The organism is Rhodococcus koreensis (assembly GCF_017068375.1).
Lineage (GTDB): Bacteria > Actinomycetota > Actinomycetes > Mycobacteriales > Mycobacteriaceae > Rhodococcus_F > Rhodococcus_F koreensis.
The window spans coordinates 251,686-271,444 of record NZ_CP070611.1 but is presented as its reverse complement, the minus strand read 5'-3'; the positions used below and the strand labels follow the sequence as shown (position 1 = coordinate 271,444).

The window sequence follows — 19,759 nt, the reverse complement described above, 5'->3', positions numbered from 1 at the left end:
TCTCCCAGGTATCAGGATGGTTGATCGGACGGGATGGCGTGTTTGCGGAGTTCGCGGGTTGCGACGACCATGCGGTGAACCTCGTCGGCGCCGTCGATGAAGCGCATGGTGCGGGCCTGGGCCCAGAGCATCGCCAGCGGGTGATCCTGCGTCATTCCACCGGCACCGTGGACTTGGATCGCCTTGTCGATGACCCAGCCGACCGCGTCGGGGGCCGCGACCTTGATCGCGGAAATCTCGGTTCGCGCCTCTCGTGCGCCCACGGTGTCGATCAGCCACGCGGTTCGGAGGACGAACAGTCGCAGCTGGTCGATCTTGACCCGCGACTCGGCAATCCAATGCTGGATGATTCCCTGATCGGCGAGTCGTTTGCCGAACGCGGTCCGCTCGTCCGCTCTGCGGCACATCAACTCGATGGCGCGCTCGGCCATTCCGATCATGCGCATGCAGTGGTGAATTCGGCCGGGACCGAGTCGGGCCTGGGCGAGTGCCTGCCCGCGCCCGCGTTCACCGAGCAGGTGCCGCTTGGGGATACGAACGTCGTCGAAGCGGACTTCTGCATGCCCACCGTGGGCTCCGTGCGTGAAGCCGAACATCGACAGCCCCCGAACGAAGGTCAGGCCCGGTGTGTCTCGGGGCACGAGTACCAGACTGTGTCGCGAGCGAGGATCCGCGTCCGGGTCGGACATGCCCATCACTACCAGAAGCTGACAGTCACTGCTCATGGCGCCGGTCGACCACCACTTTCGGCCGTCGATCTTCCAGTGATCGCCCTCGTCGGTGATGGTCGTGGTCAGATTCGACGGATCCGATGATGAGACGTCGGGCTCGGTCATGCAATAGGCAGATCGGATGGTGCCGTCGAGCAAGGGCTCGAGCCACCGTTGCTGCTGCTCGTCGGTGCCGAACAGGCTGAGCAGTTCCATGTTTCCGGTGTCGGGGGGATTGCAGTTGAATGCTTCCGGAGCCACCTCCGGACTCCACCCGGTCAGTTCGGCGATCGGGGCGTACTGCAGGTTGGACAGTCCGGCGCCGCGCGGATCATGTGGGAGGAACAGGTTCCACAGGCCCTGCGCTTTGGCTTCCTTCTTCAGGTCCGCCATGATCGCCGGTCGTTCCCACTGCAGGTCCCCGGCGGCGGGATCGTCGTGGAAGTGCTTTTCGGCGGGGAAGACGAACTCTTCCATGAATGCCGAGACCCGATCGCACATCTGCTGGGTGGTCGAGTCGAAGGTGAACTCCATGTCAGTCCTTGGTCCTTGTATTAACGGTCGGGTGCGGTAGGTCAGGGAAGGGCCGCGAAGCCCCGCTCCGCGAGCGGCTGGACCATCGAACCGATGTTGTCGAACCCATCCCCCACCGTCTCGCCGTTGACGAAGCGAAGGTGGATGCCCTCCAAGATGACGGCCATCTTGTAGAAGGCGAAGCTCGAGTACCAGCTCAACTCGCTGACATCGAATCCGGTAGTCCGTGCGTAGCGCTCGACGAGGTCGTCGAAGGAGGGGTATCCGGGGTGCGTCGACGGGGTGCCGGCAATGGGGTTGGTGATGCCCTCCCATCCGGACCAGAACAGGTGCACCAAGCCGAGATCGGTGAGGGGGTCACCGAGAGTGGACATCTCCCAGTCGAGCACGGCGGCGATCGTCGGCTGCTCGCCGATCCGCGCAATCATGTTGTCGAAGCGGAAGTCACCGTGGACGATCGAGGCCTCGGAATGCTGCGGCAGCCGCTCGCCGAGCCGCCTTCCCAGCTCTTCGAGCACCGGCAGCTCCCGGGATTTCGACGCGGCGAGTTGCTTCCGCCAGCGCCGCACCTGCCGCTCGAGGAAGCCCGCCGGCCGACCGAACGTGGTCAGGCCGAGCGAGTCGTAGTCGCGAGTGTGCAGCGCCGAGAGGCAGTCGATGTACCGGTAGGACAGGGCCGCGCGTTGGGTCGGCTCGACCTCGCTGAAGTCGCTGTCCGTGCGAAGGACCTCGCCGTCGATCTTGTCCATGATGTAGAAGCTTCCCCCCGCATCCGGTGCGGCATCGTCGGCGTACACGATGCGCGGAACCGGAACAGGGCTGTTGGCCAGTGCCCGCTGCACGGCGACCTCACGCTGCATATCGTGTGCGGTTTCGAGGCGGTGCCCGATCGGCGGCCGGCGCAGGATCCACTTCCGGTTCGGGCTGGCGAGCTCGAACGTCAAGTTCGATCGCCCACCGGCGAGCAGACGTACCGCGAGTTCGTCGGAGGAATCCAGTTCGAAGAGTTCCTCGAGCTTGCTCCGCACGTGGGCGAGATTGAAGGGCGCGGATCGCGCGATCTCGTCGACCTGGTTCATAGGTTCCTCAATATCGTTAGCAATATGGGTGTTTCAGGGGTTGGCGACGATGCCCGTGCCCACGGGAAGCTCGTTCCGAACGAGGATCTTCACGTGGTCGATCGTGCCCGCGGTCGGCCTGAGTGCCGCGAATACGTCGTGGACCGCGTCGAGGCTGGCGTACCCGGTCACCATGAGAGACGGGTCGAACCGCCGGAGAACCCGACGATAGGACTGTGACGGACTGATGCCGACGTGCGGCCGGATAAATTCGTCCCACCGCCGTGGGGTGCCCAGCTGACTGTGCAGGCGAGTAGTTCCCGTTCGTACCCAACGGTTCGCTCTACGGTTCGAGTGAGAGCGGTCATTGCAGGTCCTCGGCTGCGAAGCCACTCGCGAGTTGCCGCTTGACCGCCGTCAGATAACGGGCGGCGTCGGCGCCGTCGACGATGCGATGGTCGTACGACAGCGACAGATACGCCGTCGACCGCACCCCGATCTCGAGTTCCTGGATCTCGCCCCGAATTGGGACGACGCGATCGACGACGGTTCCGATCCCGAGGATGGCGGACTGTGGTTGATTGATGATCGGGGTGTCGAATAGTGCCCCGCGGCTGCCGGTATTGGTGATGGTGAACGTACCGCCGGACAAGTCGTCGGCCCGGATCGTGCCCGTGCGGACACGATCCGCAGATTCGGCAATCGCGCGCGCCAGTTCAGGGATGCTCAATGCCGCGGCGTCGCGGATGACAGGCACCATCAGCCCCTTCTCGCTGTCGACGGCCATCCCGAGGTGCACTGCACCGTGGTATGTAACCTCGGTGTAGTCGGCGTTGAGCGAGGAGTTGATCACGGGGTGATCGGCGAGCGCCTCGACGGCCGCAGCAACGAAGAACGGCAGGAACGACAGCTTCACCCCGGTGCGACGGGAGAAGTCCTCCTTCTCCTGCGACCGAAGCCTCGCGATCGCGGTGACGTCGACCTCGACAACTGTCGTCAATTGTGCTGAGGTTTGCAGGGAGTCGAGCATCCGCCGCGCGATCGTGCGGCGAATCCGGGGCAGCTTCTCCACCCGGTCGCCTCCGCCCAGTTTCGTCGCCGAGGACGGTGACGGCTTGGTGACGGCAACCGGGACCGTCTCCGGGTCGGCCACGCTCGGCGGAATGGGAGTGGGCACCGGTGCAGTTGCACGCGCGATGCCCGGTGCAGGACTCGCAGAGGGCTCCTCTTCACCCTCTTCACCAAGAAGAGCCAGTGCCGCGCCGATCTCGACGACTGCGTCCTCTGGGGCGAGGATCTCGAGGAGTGTTCCGGCGGCTGGGGAGGGGACCTCGGTGTCGACCTTGTCGGTGGCCACCTCGAGCAACGGTTCATCCTGCTCGACGCGGTCGCCGGGAGCTTTGAGCCAGCGGGTGATGGTCGCCTCGGTGACGTTCTCGCCGAGCGAGGGTAGCACCACCGTGATGGTGGTCTGAGTGGTGGTCATCTGTGTGGGGTCTCCTGGGTCACTCGACGAGTGTTTTCAGCCAATGAGGTCGAGGGCGGCGCGGACAACGGCATCGGTGTCGATGCCGTGGTAGCGGTAGACGTCCTCGAGGGACCCGACCTGCCCGAACCGGCTGACACCGAGCGCCGCACCGGGAACGTGGTTGATCCCGGTCAGGAACGCGAGGGTGTGCGGGTGTCCGTCGAGGACGGTGACCATCGGTGCCGCCCGGTGGGCGGGGAAGACCTGGTGGAGGATCCAGGACGGGGCGTCGGCGAGGCCGCGGCGCGCCTGCACCGCCTCGAACAACAACCCGGGGCTGGTCACGCACACGACGTCGGCGGCAATCCCCTGCTCGGCTAACCGGTCCGCGGCGGTGAGGGTTTCGGTGATCATCGCGCCCATCCCGACCAGCGTGACGGTCGGGTTGTCGGTGTGCCGGAGGGTGTACGCGCCGGCGACGACCTGACGGCGGCGGCGTTCCCGGGCGGCGGGATCGGTGGGGACGGCGGCGAGGGTCTGGTCGACCGGGCGGGTCGAGAGCCGCAGATACGACGAGGAGCCGTCCGGGCGGCCCAGGCGGGAGATGCTGTCGAGCAGCGTCCACTCGACGTCGATCGCGAAGGCGGGTTCGTAGCTGATGCAGCCGGGCTGTTCGAGGCCGATCGACGGGGTCTTGATCGACTGATGCGCCCCACCCTCCGCCGCCAGGGTCACCCCGGACGGGGTGCCGACCAGGATCGACTGCCCACCCGCATAGATGCCGTACGACCAGGGCTCGAGGGCGCGTTCGACGAACGGGTCGTACATCACCCCGATCGGGAACAGCGGCTGGCCCCAGCGACTCCAGGTGGAACCGAGCTCGCCCATCAACCCGACCAGGTTCGTCTCGGCGATGCCGAGTTCCATGTGCTGCCCGGTGGGCTTCTCCCGCCAGTGCATGATCGTCTCGGCGTCGTCGTCGAACCAGTTGCGCCGCTCGTGCGGCGACCACACCCCCACCTTGTTCAGCCACCCCGCCAGGTTCGTGGTGGACGAGACATCCGGGCTGACGGTCACCACCCGTTTCGCCGCGTCGGGGGCCTCCCGGGACAGGTCCAGCAGGGCGCGCCCGAGGGCGGCCTGGGTCGTCGATGTCCCGGAGGGGGTGCGGCCGATGTCCGCCGGCACCGACGGCGGGGTGCCGAATTCGACGGGGTCACGCCGCAGCCACTGTGCAACCGCATCGCAGACCCGGCCCGCGACACTGTCCGGCTCGAACCGCGCCCACGGGTTCGCAGGGTCCATACCCAGTTCCGCGGCCAGCTGTTCGTACTGTTCCGCCGTCAGCAGCGACGAGTGATTCTGCGGATGCCCCTGCGTCGGCAGGCCGCGGCCCTTGATCGTGTAGGCGATGATCACCGTCGGGCGGGTGTCGTCGATCTGTGCGTACGCGGCGCGCAGGGCGTCGAGGTCGTGACCGCCCAGGTTGCGGATCGCCCGCAGCAGGGTCTCGTCGTCGAGGCCGGCGATCAGGGCTGCGATGGCGGCGGCGTCGGGGCCGTCCCCGGGCAGCCGCACCCGCACCTGCTCGGCGTCGCACCGCAGCAGCCGCTGGTATTCGGGGTTGGGCATGTCCAGGATCCGGGTCCGCAACGCCGCACCACCGGCCCGGGTAAACAGCGACTCCAGCAGGGTCCCGAATTTGACGGTGATCACCTGCCACCCGGCGGCTGAGAACATGGCCTCGAGCCGGCCCGCGGCGATGTTCGGCACCACCCGGTCCAGGGACTGCCGGTTCAGGTCGACGATCCACACGATCTCCCCGAGTTCGGACACGGACGTGTCGAGGATCGCCTCCCACACCGCGCCCTCGTCCAGTTCGGCGTCCCCGACGAGCGAGTACTGGCGGCCCGTGCCCGCAGAACCGATCTGGGTGTTCACGTAGCGGCGGGCGATGGCACCCCAGATCGGGGCCGTCGCACCGATCCCGACCGACCCGGTCGAGTAGTCCACCGGATCAGGATCTTTCGACCGCGACGGGTACGACTGCAGCCCGCCGAACTCGCGCAACGTCGTCAGATACTTCTCGTCCAGCTCCCCGAGCAGGTAGTTGATGCCGTGCAGCACCGGCGAGGCATGGGGTTTGACCGACACCCGGTCACCCGGCCGCAACTGCTCGAACCACAACGACGTCATGATGGTCGCGATCGACGCACACGACGCCTGATGGCCACCCACCTTCAACCCCGTCGGATTCGGGCGAACCCGGTTGGCATGATGAATCATTGCCGTCGACAACCACAACACGCGCTTCTCGATCTCCACAAGCGCTTGCGGAGTGGTCGCGCGCGGGGCGTGCTGCGAAGTGTGGTCGTCGATCGTGTGGGCGTAGTTCATCGTTTTCGTCCTTGCCTGTGAGTTCCTGGCACCGAACCCGATCCGCCAGCCCAGGTCGTGAGCGAGGCAGATCGGCGGTGACGGGCAGGCGGACCTGTGGGAACCGAACCTACCGCGGGGCGGCGTGGCGCCGTCCATGTGTCGAGATCTTCTGTGAGAAATCAGGTTCCAGTTGATCATCGGCATACACTCCGGGCAATACCGATCGCAAAGTTTCAGCATTCTGCGCACCATCCCGCGCTCCCCCCAGTTGGAGGTTGTCACAATGCCCAACACACCCACCGTCGATTCCCTCGACGCCCGCATCCTCGGCGCACTCAACGATGATCCGCGAGCAACGGTGATCGCGCTGGCCGACAAGACGGGTCTGTCCCGTAACACGGTGCAGGCCCGGCTCGGCAAACTCGAAACGCAGGGAGTGCTGCATTCATTCGAACGACGCATCGAGCCGGGCGCCCTCGGGTACCCGCTGACCGCCTTCATTCTTACCAGCGTCATGCAGCGGGCACTGTCTCGAATTGCGGCGGCGCTCAACGGAATCCCCGAAGTTGTCGAGGTGCACGGACTCAGCGGCGCCACGGACCTCCTCATCCACGTCGTCGCCCGCGACGCCGACGACCTCTACCGCATCGCCGGCCACATCCTCGACATCGACGGAGTGGAGAAGACCACCACCGCACTCGTCATGCGCAAACTCGTCGACTACCGCCTCACACCACTGCTCAAACAACTCGTCGACAAGGACTGATCGGGTTCGACGTGAGCATTTTGCCCACTGCACTTCCGCCGGATCAGTAGTTCGTGTGCAGTCTGCGCAGCGGCGTCGTCGGAGATTGTGGGTTGTCAGCGATGATGCTTGACTTGTCGCCCGAGCTCGCCCACCCCCGAGCATTGTCTCTTCACGCGCACCATCCTCCGATCCCGAGGATGTCCGGCAGGTCGCGAAGGCGTCGCATCCGAGTCGTCGGCGACCGAGTCGATCCGACAACCCGTCTCGATCCGAGGATTCCCATGAGTGCACCCACCCGACTCGACTGCCCTGCTCACCGTACCTGTGCTGACACACGTCACCTGCCACAGCTGGTAACCGGGGCGCAGGCTGTCGTGCGCACCTTGGAGGAACTCGGTGTGGATTGTGTCTTCGGGATCCCCGGCGGTGCGATCCTGCCCGTTTACGATCCCCTCCTCGAATCGACCCGGGTGCGGCACGTGCTGGTCCGCCACGAACAGGGCGCAGGGCACGCCGCCACCGGCTATGCCCAGGCCACCGGCAAGGTCGGGGTTTGCATGGCCACCTCCGGTCCCGGTGCGACCAACCTGGTGACTCCGCTCGCAGACGCGCAGATGGACTCCGTCCCGGTTGTCGCGATCACCGGTCAGGTCGCCCGCGGGCTCATTGGCACCGATGCCTTCCAGGAGGCCGACATCTCCGGCATCACGATGCCGATCACGAAGCACAATTTCCTGGTCACCGACCCCGCCGATATCTCCCGGATAATCGCCGAGGCGTTCTACATCGCGTCGAGTGGGCGCCCGGGCGCGGTGCTCGTCGACATTCCGAAAGATGTCCTGCAGGCGACGACGACGTTCTTGTGGCCGCCGGAGATGCGGCTTCCCGGCTACCGTCCCGTGACGAAGCCGCACAGCAAGCAGATCCGCGCGGCAGCCGAGCTGATCAACTCCGCCGAAGCCCCGGTGCTGTACGTCGGCGGCGGAGTTATCAAGGCCGGCGCCGCGGCCGAGCTGCGTGAACTCGCCGAACTGACCGGAATCCCGGTCGTCACCACGCTGATGGCGCGCGGCGCGTTCCCCGACAGTCATCCGTTGCACTACGGCATGCCGGGCATGCATGGGACTGTCGCCGCGGTTGCCGCGCTGCAGCGCAGCGAGCTGCTGATCACACTCGGCGCGCGATTCGATGACCGCGTCACCGGGCATGCGGAGTCGTTCGCCCCGGACGCACGAGTGATCCACGCTGACATCGACCCGGCCGAGATCGGAAAGAACCGGGAGGTGGACGTCCCCATCGTCGGAGACTGCAGTGAGACGATCCCGGCGCTCACCGCCGCCCTTCGCCTCGAACGTGCCGCCGGAACCACCCCGGACCTGAAGGGGTGGCGGGCATCGCTGGACGAGGTACGGCGCACGTACCCGGTGAGTTACGACCGCCCGACCGATGGCATGCTGTCGCCGCAACTGGTCATCGAGGCGGTCGGGAAAGCGGCCGGCCCCGACGCGATCTACGTTTCCGGAGTCGGTCAGCACCAGATGTGGGCGGCCCACTTCATCGACTTCGAGAAACCGCGGACCTGGCTGAACTCCGGCGGCCTGGGAACGATGGGATATGCCGTCCCCGCGGCGCTCGGCGCGAAAATCGCTGCGCCCGAAAAAGAAGTTTGGGCGATAGACGGCGACGGCTGCTTCCAGATGACCAACCGGGAACTGGCGACGGCCGCGATCGAGAGCGTGCCTATCAAGGTGGCCCTGATCAACAACGGCAACCTCGGCATGGTGAAACAACTCCAGGCGATCCACTACGAAGGGCGCTACTCGCAGATCGACCTCGCCACTGACTCGCGTCGCATTCCTGACTTCGTCAGACTTGCCGAGGCACTCGGCTGCGTCGCCCTGCGATGCGATCGGAAGGAAGACGTCGCGGCCGTCATTGCGCAGGCCCGCGCGATCAACGACCGGCCCGTAGTGGTCGACTTCGTCGTCAGCGACAATGCCCTCGTCTGGCCGATGATTGCCGCAGGCGCGAGCAACGACCAGATTATGGCCGCAGAAGGGATTCGTCCCTTGTTCGACGAGGACTGAGCCACGGTGATCCGGTTGGTGAAGTGTGTGCGGCACCGGGATGTAGGTTGGGCCAGAATAGTCAGTCCAAACTTCGGCCTCCTACCGCGTCAGCTCAGGGGTACGGCACGTCACATTTTTCGGGCGTCCTGACCGGCCAGAATCCGCAAGATCTCACCTGGTCCCCTCGCACCACCCGCTATCTGGCAGCGCCTTAATTCTGTGGGTTCGAGGACTGTATAGCGACCTCGGCCTCGTGAATAACAGCCAAAACAGCATTCCTGTCCGGGGCATGGGTAGTCATCCGCCGATTCATCGACGCCCGCTCCCCTGCGCGGTAGCCCACCGGGAAGCACCGTTTACTCAAACATCGGTTGACCTGTGCGTATGACACGTCCCCCCGCGCATCAGAGGCTCTAAGAACCATCGGCGATGGGGTGGGTGGATGATGACGTCTATGAATGCGAACGGAACGGATCCGGACCGGAACCAGATGTCGCTGGGCCTCCTCGTGTTTTTGGGAATACTGATTACGACAGTCCTTGGAGGGTTGCTGTTCTGGCTTTTTACATGGGCACAGTCTGATAATTCGGCATTCAGGGCATTCGGTGATGTGGACGGCGACGAAATGTTCGACGCCGCCCGTACAGCCGTAACGGTCATCGGCGTAATCGGTATCGGCGGAGCGGCGCTGATCGCCTACCGTCGCCAGCGTACGACCGAGACCGCGCAGCAAACAGCTGCCCAGTCGCTGACCGTGGCCGCAAACGCGCAGACCACCGCTGCAGAAGCACTGACACTGAGCCAGAGCCAGTTCAAGCACACCACCGAACGGGCATTACGCGAGCGGTATACGGAGGCTGCAGAACAACTTGGCTCGAAATCCTTTGCCATTAGGTTCGCCGGCGTGTACGCCTTCGCCTCGCTGGCAGACGATTGGTTGACGATCGGTAAACCGGCCGAATGCCAGGTCTGCGTAGACGTGCTATGCGCGTATCTACGAACGCCAACGTCCGCCTACAGCGACAACGACGATGACGCCGATGATGATGAAGTCGAGAGATCCAGACCTACAGCAGCTAGTCAAGAAGACGAGGTTCGCAAAGCAATTCTCCGGGTGATCGCTGACAAGACGCGCATACCTAAGCCGGGTGAAGCCAGGGGGACCTGGCAGAAGTGCACCTTCGATTTGTCCAATACAACGCTGTGGGACGTGCAATTGGTTGGCTGCAAGTTCGACGGAGGTGTCGACTTCACGGGGACTCGATTCGGCGGGATGCCCTTCTTCGATCGCTCCGAGTTCGTAAAGACCAGCTTCGCCAAGGCACGGTTGACGTACGGTGCCTCATTTCGGAAGTGCGTTCTCGGTGATGGAGTGAAGTTCGACAAGGCACAGTTCAAAGGCGCGATTCGATTCACCCAGGCACAAACCAGCGGATTGATCACGTTCGACGAGGCACGTGCCTGGGAGGCCGATCTCTTCTTCCAGGAGGCACACTTCGCGCCTCTGAGTAGCGTGACGTTCAACTTCATGAAAGTGCTAGGGAAATCGACACTTAACTTCACCAATGCTTGGTTCGACGGGGGTGCCGTGGATGTCTCCTCGGTCAGAGCAGAGATCGAATCACGACTCATTTTCGATGAACCTCGGTGCTGGAAGAGGCCTCCGATAGTCAAGTGGGGAGAAGGCACGTCACCCGATGACGTGTCACCCACCCCATGGCCCCCACTCGTTGACGAGCAACCTGATTCGCCCGGCCGACATATAGAAGAAATTCCAGAGACTAATCGATCACGGATCGTTCGGGACGACGAGTGATCTCAATACTGCGCACACGCACCTGACGTCAAGTCAGTCTGGTGTGGACCTCGTAATCCTCGCCCACACATGACGAAACCCCAGCACCAGGAGACTGGACTGGGGTTTCGCCATTCCAGGTCAGGCCTAACGAAGTTCCCTGTATGCGAGCGTCCGGGTGGTGATCGTCTCACTGAGGTCGGTGACCGCAGTGGCCGGCGTCGTCGGGGTGGTGGCCTGTGCGGTGACTAGACGCTCAATTCGCCCTGCGGACTGTTCTGCTCGTTCGGCACGCTCGGCGTCGAGCTGTGCAACGGCATCCGCGGCGGCGAGTTCGGCCGACAGCTGCGTGACTGCGGCGGCCGCGTCCCGCAACGCCTGAACTGCATCGGCGATTCGGGCGCACGACAGCACGTAGGTCTGGTCCTCCTCGGGCGCAAGGGCGCCGTTACCGGATTCGCTCGCCGCGGTGATGGCGTCATGCAGCTCTGTGGCCGCGAGAACCCGGGAGCCGATGTCCCAGATAGCCGCCCGCAGGTCCACGTCGGTGAACAGACCTTCTCGCCACGCGCGGGAATCCTTGATCGTTTCGACGGTCAGGACAGCATCACTCATGAGGGCGCGCACCTCGTGAGGTGCAGCGGCCAATTGGTTGCCGGTGATCTCGTTGGGCTTTCGCTTGTTCCGCACTGCACCGAGTGCTGTCACGCCGCCCACTGCAGCGACCCCAACGAGGAATGTCGCCGTGGTTGCGCCGGCCAGTGTCCAGAGAGCGTCGGAATGCTCGCTAAGGAAGCTCACCTCGACGCCCGCGAAGGCTGCCAGCGCAACCGTTGCCCCGGAAAACAGCAGCGGGATCGCCGTCAGAATGGTTCCGCCGATCGAGAGAAGGACGACGCCGAGCAAGACGCTCAGTAACCCGTCTTCCGCTGGGCGGGCCGGCGGCAGTTCGGATTCCTTCAGGACGACCGTGGACCGCGCCAGATCGCCTGCAGCAGCAACCTCATGACGAAGAACACCGGGCGCAACCGTCCCGGCACCCACACTCGGCTCGCACCGCGGTGCAGACCGCGCACGACAGCGTCCGCGACCTGTGCCGGTGTGCTCGACATCGGCGCCGGCGACATCCCCTCGGTCATCCGGCCGATCACGAAACCGGACCGGACGAGGTCTTCATTCATCCTCTTCCGCCTCCGTGTCCTCGTTGCGCCAGCATGCGGTCAGATACCTGCAGTCGGCTCTCTTCTCGGTGCAGCCGCCATTTCTGGGCGCCCGCAGCACCAGCAGCTATCACCATGACAGCAGCCATGAACACAATCGCAACGGTCGCGCCGAGGTCGTCCGTCGTGGTCTCAGGCGAGCGTTCCCCGGCGTTCATGCTGGCCACCAGGAGTAGCACGCCGAATTGGGCAATGGATCCGCCCATGAGCCACACGAGTCCCAACCAACAGCGGCGGCCTCCAGTGACGGCGGTCGGGGCGGCCGGACGCGGCTCGCAGCTCATTGTCCAGCGACCATGCGCGGCGTTTCGAGTACAAGCTCGCGACCGCGAAGACCGTACCGACCAACACAGTTACCGCAAAGAAGGCGAGGATGGTTGTGGCGGACAGTCGTGCGCCGAAAACCCCTGCCACCCCCGTATAGAGGAACAGCAGGCCGTAGAGGGCCACGAGCGACATGGCTGCGACCGTCGCCTGGTTCTTGGATCGATCCCCGTCACTCCAGCTCCGCACGACCCCCAGCAGCGGATACAGCGCCCCGCCCAGAAACGCCACCCCCAGAGCGAGCATTGCAACGATCAGCATTCTTGTCTCCTCCCTACCAAGACCGGGCATGAGTTGCCCGGTGGGCAATGTAGCGCCGCATACCCACATTTCTCGGTCATGCCGACTTCTGATGCAGGCCAATGTGGTCGAGACCTCCACCGCCGGCGATTCCTGCGAGACGCTGCAGCTGCTCGCCCATGCTGCGGCTGCCGGCCAGCGGAGTGCGGGCGTGCGGCCATACGGCGGTGACGATCCGGCTGTAGTCACGCCCCGCCAGCACGACGACGTCCGGGGCGCCGAGGAGTCCTCGGTCAGCGGCCTGGGCGTGGACAGTGTCGGCGGTGACGGAACCCGGGCGGCCGAGGCGCATCTCGTACGGGGCGACGACTGTGTCGAGGTCGAGCAGGGCCGTGCAGTCCGGAAAGTTTGTGGATGCGCTCGAGAGGTGCCAGTCGGCAGGCAGCCTCTTGGCAAAGTCGGTGGTAGGAGCCGGTATAGAGGGCTCCAGCGGGGGCTGGCTCGCCGCGTTTGCGTCCACCACACAGCACGATCATCAGAGGCGAGGCCGCCGCCTCCTCGGTGACGGGGTGACACCGTGTGCGGGTGCCGTAGTGGCGGCGGCGCGGTGGTCGTGGGTGACGTGGTCAGCAAGTGTCCCGTCCAGCCATTCCCAGCCCGGCCGGTGGCGGAGGTCGACGACGCCGTGGCGGTGACCGGCGATCAGGAACGGGGTGTTCCACAGCAGCAGATCGGTATTCGGCAGGCGCTCGATGCCGTCGTGACGCCGGAACAGTGTGGTGGTGGGACCGACCGAGAGCGGGATGCCGCCGTGCCGGCCGCCGCCCTTCGGGCCGACGCCGGGACGGGAGAACACCAGACCCACCTCCACGACCAGGCCGGCACCGGGGGTCGGAGGTGTCAGGGTCGGATCGGTGTAGCGGTAGGTCGGGCGAATCAGCGCAGGCATGTCAGGTCCTTTTGTCGGAAGCAGAAGGGGGCGCGCGAGATCGGCGGCCGACGAGGGCATCTCGCCGAGCCGGGTGCGCGGTTTGGTGGTTGGTGACGTGGGTCAGGCGGCGGGGTCGAGGGGTTCGAGCTTGGCGCGGGTGATCACGGTCTGGTCCTGGTCACGGAAGATTTCGTGGTCTTTGACGGTGGCGCACAGGATCCGCACCCGCTGGCCGGGTTCGTAGTCGCGCACACCGGTGGCGAACCACTTGATCAGCAGGTTGCCGTCGGTGCGGAGCACGAGCAGGGTCTTGGCGCCGTAGTGGCCGTCGATGATGCGGGAGACGGACGGTCACGGTGGCGCCGAGGTCGGTGACCTTGGCACCGGTCGGGGCGGGGAAACCGGGGACGAGGGTGGCGCGTTCGGCTCGCAGCTGCTGCTGCCGGGCGTAGACCGCCACCAGTGAGGCGGCGATACCCACCGACTTCGCAGACACGTACTCCCCGGCGAGCAGGGTGCGCAGGTTCATCCCTTAATCCCTGGCCGCACCGATGGTCTCGGCGGAGGCCAGGACGGCGTCGATCAGCTCGGGCTGCTCGGGCCCGGATCCGGCGGGCCTCCGCCGCGCCGTCGTCGAGTTCGCGGCGCACCGCCGGGTCGCGGATGAACGCCAGTCCCCACCCGGCGGTCGCGATGGTGTCCGCTGTCGCGGGAATCTCGCGGTCACGGCCCGGGCGCGGGAGATGTAGCCGCGGCCGCCCTCGGAGAACGCGCGGGCGAGGGCGATGGGGTCGAGCGTGTGCAGCGACCGGTCCCCACCGGCCGCCGGTTCGCCCCACTCGTTGCCGCCGAGGTCGGGCAGGTGCTCGTCGTCGTATTCGAGGGTCCACAGTCCGGCGACCTTCACCCCGAGGAACTTCGGTGATGCAGGAGGCTCCGACCTGCGTGATCTCACCGGTGCCGGTGTGGCGCACCACGTACTTTCTTGGCGCGGCGGCGGAACTTGCCGCAGTAGTCGCAGTGCGGGGTGTCCGGGCGACTCCGGCCGTCGAGGTTCTGGCCCGGTGCGCAGAAGGTCACGTAGTCGGCGTCCTCCTCGACCAGGCGGGTGACGAACAGCCAGCCGTCGAACCCGATCCGCGGGGCGGACAGGGTCAGGCGCATCCGCTGCTGTGCGGTGGTGATGCCGAGGGCGTTGGTCTCCTCGTGGGTGTGGGGGTCGAGGACGTAGGTGAACCGTTCGGCGATGTTGTTGCGCGCCAGGCGGGTGTTGGCCTTATCGATCTGCGCCAGCGCGGCCGGCAGGTCGTACGTCACGGCTCCCCCATTCGTCGCGGTCTCACTTCCCCATCACCTTACAATTTAACATTGCGATGTTGCAACCCGGGAGGGAACCGGCCACCGATCAGCACCGGATACACGCACCGGCCCGGAACCGGACGTGCCCCGCATCGGCATCGATGCGGGACACTCACCCTCGAGTAGGGATGGCGGAGGCTGCTGTCGGTTACCCGCGGGAGAGTCCGGGCTGGATCTGGATCTGCCCGGGGTTGGCCTTGGTCTTGCCGACCGTCCACTCGCCGTCCGCACCGCACACCAGCGCGCCATTGCGATCACCGGGCTTGCCGTACGTCACCGTCTCATTTCCCTGCGAGTCCGTGTTCACGATCGGACACGGACCACCGGTGGGACCGTTCGGACCGATCGGCTCGGCCTGAGCGACGGACGCCGCCCCGACCGCACCCAGAACCGAAAAGGCAGTGAAGGCGATAGCAGCAACGGTTCGGCGGGCGTTGATCATTGGCGTTTCTCCTGAGGATGTCGGGGAAGTGCGTCGGTGACAGGTACAACTCTGCCCACGACAGCGCCCGTATTGAAGCAACCCCAGGGGGCTCGATCGCCCACCCCAGGCGGTGGACGCACCCCACCCCCAACAGAGGTCGACCTCGACACATGCACCGACCGGGAACACCGACACACCCAGCACGGTCGACACCCCGGCGCCTGGCTTCACTGCACCAGGCCCTACATCCGTCATGCTCCGAATAGATTCGAAGGGAAGGTCCGTGCACTGGACCAGATTGAACACACTCACCAAGGTGCAACTCGCCGGTCACCTAGCGGGCGGTGTCCGAACCCACTAAGCGGCAATTGCACTCGCCGCCGGATCACCCTGATATTGGTGATAGCGCGGGCCGGACGAAGCGGTGCACGACCTGCGGAGTAGCCTGGTCGTCGCCCCGCTCAGCGCCGGAGTGCGGCCGCGGAGATGGAAGTCCCGCCGCAAGGCGTCACAGACATCGGACGGCGTCCGGGTGGATGATGCCGCGCGGCGGCGATCGCACTGACCACCTGGTGGACCCGCATCCCGTCGAGATAGGACAGGACCTGTTGGTGCTTATCTGGGGACTGAATGGGGGCCGGACGCCTCTTCCCGTATTCGACCGAGGGCGGCCTTCCGTGCACCCGTAACGTGATTCCGTGCGGCTCGTCGTGCCGCTGCTGGGTCGCCGGCAAGGAGCGCATCGAGAATCCGCTGGTGGTCCGCGCGGGAGCGTTCCAGACGCCCGGGAACTTGCAGCGTCGTCTCCATACCGCGGGAGAGTATCTCGTGCAGGACGCCCTGAGTGCGGGCGAGGAAGCGATTCCCGGCCGCTTCGACGATGCGCATGTGGAAAGCTGCGTCGAGTGCCTGGAGGTGACGCCAATCGATCTTCGGCTCGAGGCTGGCAGCGTTGAGAGCCTCGTACGCTTCGGACACTTTTTCGAGCCTGGCTTTGTCACCGTTGCGCGCGGCCCAGGCAGCGGCGGGCAACTCCAGCACTTCGCGCATGTCGAAGAGTTCTTCGATGTCGACTTCTTCGGCGTAGAGGGCCTCGCGCAGGTTGCGGGTGGTCTCCGGGTCTGCGACGTACACCCCGGACCCGTGCCGGACGTCCACTCTGCCCTGCGCCTTCAGGGAGCGAAGAGCCTCTCGGAGTGAGGGCCGACTGGCTCCGAGCATGGCAGCCAACTCGCGCTCCGGAGGTAGTCGGTCGCCCGGGCGAAGTTGGTCCTTCGCGATCACATCGAGAATGCGTCTCGCTATGAGGTCGGAGACGCGTCCCCGCTGAAGCGACTCCCACATTTCATCGGCTGCCATGGAGATCTCCTTCCCGAAAATTTGGTAAGACCACTTTACCTCCTGGGCGAGAATTCTTCTTCATTGACTCTTGCGTCGCGCGTCACACCGTGCCAGACTCCCAGAAGAGGTAAGACCTCTTGCCGAAATAGGAGGAAATTATGAAAGACGCAACCCGAGCGCCGGACTTCCTCGCGCACCACGACGGCGACGTCGTCGCAGTTGCAGTGCGCGATCTCGATCCCGGCGCTGTAGAGGGTGGCTACCTGCGCGGGCCGGCATCGGTCAGCCTCGAATTGCTGGACCCAATCCCTTTGGGGCACAAGGTTGCATTGGTTGATCTCGAGGCCGGACAAGACGTCATCGAATACGGACTGCGCGTCGGTGTGACTACCGAAAAGATCACCCGCGGCTCATACGTCCATGTTCACAACATTAGGAGTGCACGGTGGCACAACAGCATCGCCTGACCGGATACCGCCGAGAGAACGGCACCGTCGGCATCCGCAATTACACGGTGATTCTGCCGCTGGACGACCTGTCCAATGCAGCCGCCGAAGCGGTCGCCAAGGTGGTGCCCGGAACGCTCGCTCTGCCGCATGCATACGGCCGCCTTCAGTTCGGGCCTGACCTGGACCTGACCTTCCGTACCCTGATCGGGACCGGTTGCAACGCCAACGTGGCCTCGGTCGTGGTCATCGGCATCGAGCCGAACTGGACCGACCGGGTAGTTCAAGGAATTGCCAAGACTGGCAAGAAGGTTCAGGGATTTTCGATCGAACGCCACGGGGATCTCGAGACGATCGCGAAGGCCTCACGGGTGGCCGCCCAGTTCCTTCAGGACGATTCCGAGAAGCATCGCGAGCCGGTGGAACGCAGTGAGATCGTTCTGTCGGTCAAGTGCGGCGAATCCGATACCACCAGTGGGTTGGGATCGTGCCCGACCACTTCCGAAGCGGTGGACCGCTGGGTGGACGCCGGCGGCACGGTCTTCTTCGGTGAAACCACGGAGTTGACCGGAGGCGAGCATCTGATCGCCGAACGGTGCGTCAATGACACTGTGCGCGAGAAGTTTCAGTTCATCTACGACGACTACATCGCGATGGTCGAGCGGACCGGGGCGAACCTTCTCGGATCCCAGCCCACCCAGGGCAACATCCGGGGCGGATTGTCGACGATCGAGGAGAAGGCGATGGGCAACATCGCCAAGACAGGCACGAAACCGGTGGTGGGTGCGTTGGCGGCGGCGGAGGCACCGACCTCGGGCCCGGGGCTGTACTTCATGGACACTTCGTCTGCGGCCGCGGAATGCATCACGCTGATGGCCGCCGCAGGAGCTGTCGTGCACCTGTTCCCCACCGGGCAGGGCAACATCATCGGCAACCCGATCGAACCGGTGATCAAGCTGACCGCGAATCCGACCACCGCCGAGACCATGAGTGAACACATGGATCTCGACTGCTCGGGTCTGCTCCGCCGCGAGTACGACCTCGCGGCGGCCGGTGACCAGCTCATGGCGGTCATCGACCGGACCACCAATGGACGACTCACCTGCGCTGAGGCGCTGGGCCACCGCGAATTCGTGATGACCCGTCTGTACCCGAGCGCGTGACCCGGTGGCCGGGGGTGGGCAACGCCCTCCCCCGGCCTCTCAGAGTAAGGAATTCACAGATAATGGCGAATACACCGAGCGTTCTCATCGACGGTGCGTGGCACGAAACCACCGAACAGAAGGATGTGCTGAACCCCGTGACGGGGTCCGTCGTGGGCCGGATCGGCTACGGCGGCCGCGCCGAGGCCACCGCGGCGGCCGACGCTGCTGCAGCCGCGCTTCCCGCATGGGCGGATACACCTGCACGGCAACGTGCAGACCTGCTCCACAAGGCCGCCGACCTGATCACCGCGCGTGCCGAGGAGATCGGCACACTTCTGGCCGCCGAGGCGGGCAAACGCAAACCCGAAGCCGTCTGCGAGGTCGCGTTCTCCGCGGAATACTTCCGTTGGTTCGCCGAGCAGGCGCGCCGCCCGAGTGGCAGTGTGCACCCACACGAAGCGGCCGATCGCCGCCACATGACACTCCGTCGTCCCGCCGGTGTCGTGGCCAGCCTCACCCCGTGGAACTTCCCCTGCTCGATCCAGGCCCGCAAGCTCGCGCCCGCTCTCGCGGCCGGCTGCACCGTCGTGGCCCGCGTCTCGGACCAGGCGCCGTTGGCCGCGACCGAACTTGTCCGCGCGCTGACTGACGCCGGCCTCCCCAAGGGCACCATCAACCTGGTTCACGGCCCCGCCGCCGAGATCACCGATGCCTATCTTCAGCATCCCGCTGTGCGGGTCGTCTCGTTCACAGGTTCGACCGGTGTCGGACAGGACATCATGGCAAAAGCGAGCCGACGTATCACCCGGCCGCTGCTCGAACTGGGCGGAAATGCCGCGTTCATCGTCTTCGACGACGCCGACATCGACGCCGCGGTGGCCGGCGCCATGATCGCCAAGTTCCGCAATACGGGACAGTCCTGCATCGGAGCGAACCGCTTCTTCGTCCATTCCGCCGTGTACGACGAATTCACCAGCCGATTCGCTGCCGCAGTCGATGAGATGACGGTGGGCAACGGATTGTCCTCACCGGTTCCCGACCTCGCGGCCTGCATCGACCAGCGACGCGTCCGCGCCGTGAATGATCTGGTCGATCGGGCTGTGGATGCCGGTGCAAAGAAGATCACCCGCGACTTTGATCTTCCCACCGGCGCATTCTGCACCCCTGCCTTGCTGGTCGATGTCCCCGAACACGTGGGGCTGGCCACCGAGGAGGTATTCGGCCCGGCAGCCGCGATCTTCCAGTTCGAGGACGAAGACGAGGTGCTCGCGCGCGCCAACGCCACGGAAATGGGGCTCGCTGGATACTTCTACACCCGCGACACCGCCCGTGTGTGGCGAGTTGCCGAGCATCTCGACGTCGGCATCACCGGTATCAACAACGCCCTGCCCACAGCGGCATTCGCGCCGATGGGCGGAACAAAGCAATCCGGACTCGGCCGTGAAGGTGCCGAGATCGGCCTCGAGGAGTTCGAAGAAACCCGCTACCTCGCGATCGGGCTCTGATCTGAATCCGTTCGATCCTCCACGCTCCACCCCACTCCGGAACGACCTAGCGGCACGGTCACG

General features: G+C 65.2%; 20 protein-coding genes and 1 pseudogene. 6 read left to right on the top strand and 15 right to left on the bottom strand.

What is annotated here, in order from left to right; all coding sequences use genetic code 11:
* Positions 1 to 11 precede the first annotated feature (11 nt).
* The 5 genes from JWS14_RS47845 to JWS14_RS47825 all read right to left on the bottom strand — a co-directional run bounded on the left by JWS14_RS47845 (position 12) and on the right by JWS14_RS47825 (position 6,167).
* The gene (locus tag JWS14_RS47845; protein WP_206017154.1) at positions 12 to 1,244 is read right to left on the bottom strand and encodes an acyl-CoA dehydrogenase family protein; all 1,233 of its coding nucleotides are present in this window, start codon (positions 1,242 to 1,244) and stop codon (positions 12 to 14) included.
* Positions 1,245 to 1,285: 41 nt separating this feature from the next.
* The gene (locus JWS14_RS47840; protein WP_206017153.1) at positions 1,286 to 2,323 is read right to left on the bottom strand and encodes a phosphotransferase family protein; all 1,038 of its coding nucleotides are present in this window, start codon (positions 2,321 to 2,323) and stop codon (positions 1,286 to 1,288) included.
* Positions 2,324 to 2,356: 33 nt separating this feature from the next.
* Positions 2,357 to 2,497, bottom strand: coding sequence for a hypothetical protein (locus JWS14_RS47835; protein ID WP_206017152.1), 141 nt, complete (start codon positions 2,495 to 2,497; stop codon positions 2,357 to 2,359).
* 169 nt (positions 2,498 to 2,666) lie between these two features.
* Positions 2,667 to 3,788 carry a 2-oxo acid dehydrogenase subunit E2 gene (locus tag JWS14_RS47830; protein ID WP_206017151.1) on the bottom strand — a complete coding sequence of 374 codons (1,122 nt, stop codon included), beginning with the start codon at positions 3,786 to 3,788 and terminating at the stop codon, positions 2,667 to 2,669.
* Between the two features lie 36 nt (positions 3,789 to 3,824).
* Entirely contained in the window at positions 3,825 to 6,167 is a 2,343-nt protein-coding gene (locus JWS14_RS47825; protein WP_206017150.1) for a transketolase-like TK C-terminal-containing protein, read from the bottom strand.
* Positions 6,168 to 6,432: 265 nt separating this feature from the next.
* Between JWS14_RS47825 and JWS14_RS47820 the strand changes: the two genes are divergently transcribed.
* The 3 genes from JWS14_RS47820 (at position 6,433) to JWS14_RS47810 (ending at position 10,782) form a co-directional block, all read left to right on the top strand.
* Positions 6,433 to 6,915 (top strand): Lrp/AsnC family transcriptional regulator, encoded by a 483-nt coding sequence (locus JWS14_RS47820; RefSeq protein WP_206017149.1) that lies wholly within the window; start codon positions 6,433 to 6,435, stop codon positions 6,913 to 6,915.
* Between the two features lie 179 nt (positions 6,916 to 7,094).
* Positions 7,095 to 8,984 carry an acetolactate synthase large subunit gene (locus JWS14_RS47815; RefSeq protein WP_206017148.1) on the top strand — a complete coding sequence of 630 codons (1,890 nt, stop codon included), beginning with the start codon at positions 7,095 to 7,097 and terminating at the stop codon, positions 8,982 to 8,984.
* 436 nt (positions 8,985 to 9,420) lie between these two features.
* Positions 9,421 to 10,782 (top strand): pentapeptide repeat-containing protein, encoded by a 1,362-nt coding sequence (locus tag JWS14_RS47810; RefSeq protein ID WP_206017147.1) that lies wholly within the window; start codon positions 9,421 to 9,423, stop codon positions 10,780 to 10,782.
* Between the two features lie 126 nt (positions 10,783 to 10,908).
* On the opposite strand, the gene JWS14_RS47805 is transcribed toward JWS14_RS47810, so the two are convergent.
* The 10 genes and pseudogenes from JWS14_RS47805 to JWS14_RS47775 all read right to left on the bottom strand — a co-directional run bounded on the left by JWS14_RS47805 (position 10,909) and on the right by JWS14_RS47775 (position 16,618).
* On the bottom strand, positions 10,909 to 11,667 hold the full coding sequence (locus tag JWS14_RS47805; RefSeq protein WP_241031911.1) for a hypothetical protein: 759 nt from the start codon (positions 11,665 to 11,667) through the stop codon (positions 10,909 to 10,911).
* Positions 11,668 to 11,720: 53 nt separating this feature from the next.
* Positions 11,721 to 11,930: pseudogene (locus tag JWS14_RS47800) on the bottom strand (oxidoreductase); the annotation flags it as partial.
* Between the two features lie 183 nt (positions 11,931 to 12,113).
* A complete protein-coding gene (locus JWS14_RS47795) occupies positions 12,114 to 12,566 on the bottom strand; it encodes a hypothetical protein (protein ID WP_241031910.1) in 453 nt (150 codons plus the stop codon).
* 76 nt (positions 12,567 to 12,642) lie between these two features.
* Positions 12,643 to 13,068: a hypothetical protein gene (locus JWS14_RS51010; RefSeq protein WP_241031909.1), complete on the bottom strand. Its 426-nt coding sequence runs from the start codon at positions 13,066 to 13,068 to the stop codon at positions 12,643 to 12,645.
* Between the two features lie 12 nt (positions 13,069 to 13,080).
* Positions 13,081 to 13,494 carry a hypothetical protein gene (locus JWS14_RS51005; RefSeq protein ID WP_241031908.1) on the bottom strand — a complete coding sequence of 138 codons (414 nt, stop codon included), beginning with the start codon at positions 13,492 to 13,494 and terminating at the stop codon, positions 13,081 to 13,083.
* A 102-nt stretch (positions 13,495 to 13,596) separates the two neighbouring features.
* Complete coding sequence (locus tag JWS14_RS51000) at positions 13,597 to 13,776, bottom strand: hypothetical protein (RefSeq protein WP_241031907.1); 180 nt, start codon at positions 13,774 to 13,776, stop codon at positions 13,597 to 13,599.
* 232 nt (positions 13,777 to 14,008) lie between these two features.
* Complete coding sequence (locus JWS14_RS50995; protein ID WP_241031906.1) at positions 14,009 to 14,431, bottom strand: hypothetical protein; 423 nt, start codon at positions 14,429 to 14,431, stop codon at positions 14,009 to 14,011.
* Entirely contained in the window at positions 14,428 to 14,793 is a 366-nt protein-coding gene (locus JWS14_RS50990; RefSeq protein WP_241031905.1) for a hypothetical protein, read from the bottom strand. The genes JWS14_RS50995 and JWS14_RS50990 overlap by 4 nt, the downstream gene beginning before the upstream one ends.
* 190 nt (positions 14,794 to 14,983) lie before the next feature.
* Positions 14,984 to 15,277 carry a hypothetical protein gene (locus JWS14_RS47780; RefSeq protein WP_105422014.1) on the bottom strand — a complete coding sequence of 98 codons (294 nt, stop codon included), beginning with the start codon at positions 15,275 to 15,277 and terminating at the stop codon, positions 14,984 to 14,986.
* A 597-nt stretch (positions 15,278 to 15,874) separates the two neighbouring features.
* Complete coding sequence (locus tag JWS14_RS47775; protein ID WP_061045519.1) at positions 15,875 to 16,618, bottom strand: FadR/GntR family transcriptional regulator; 744 nt, start codon at positions 16,616 to 16,618, stop codon at positions 15,875 to 15,877.
* A gap of 140 nt (positions 16,619 to 16,758) precedes the next feature.
* On the opposite strand from JWS14_RS47775, the gene JWS14_RS47770 reads away from it, so the two are divergent.
* From JWS14_RS47770 to JWS14_RS47760, 3 genes are all read left to right on the top strand, one after another.
* Positions 16,759 to 17,067, top strand: a complete 309-nt coding sequence (locus JWS14_RS47770; protein ID WP_206017146.1) for a UxaA family hydrolase — start codon at positions 16,759 to 16,761, stop codon at positions 17,065 to 17,067.
* The gene (locus JWS14_RS47765; RefSeq protein ID WP_061045517.1) at positions 17,046 to 18,209 is read left to right on the top strand and encodes a UxaA family hydrolase; all 1,164 of its coding nucleotides are present in this window, start codon (positions 17,046 to 17,048) and stop codon (positions 18,207 to 18,209) included. Before JWS14_RS47770 ends, JWS14_RS47765 begins: the two co-directional genes overlap by 22 nt.
* A gap of 62 nt (positions 18,210 to 18,271) precedes the next feature.
* On the top strand, positions 18,272 to 19,696 hold the full coding sequence (locus tag JWS14_RS47760) for an aldehyde dehydrogenase family protein (protein ID WP_206017145.1): 1,425 nt from the start codon (positions 18,272 to 18,274) through the stop codon (positions 19,694 to 19,696).
* Positions 19,697 to 19,759: the final 63 nt, after the last annotated feature.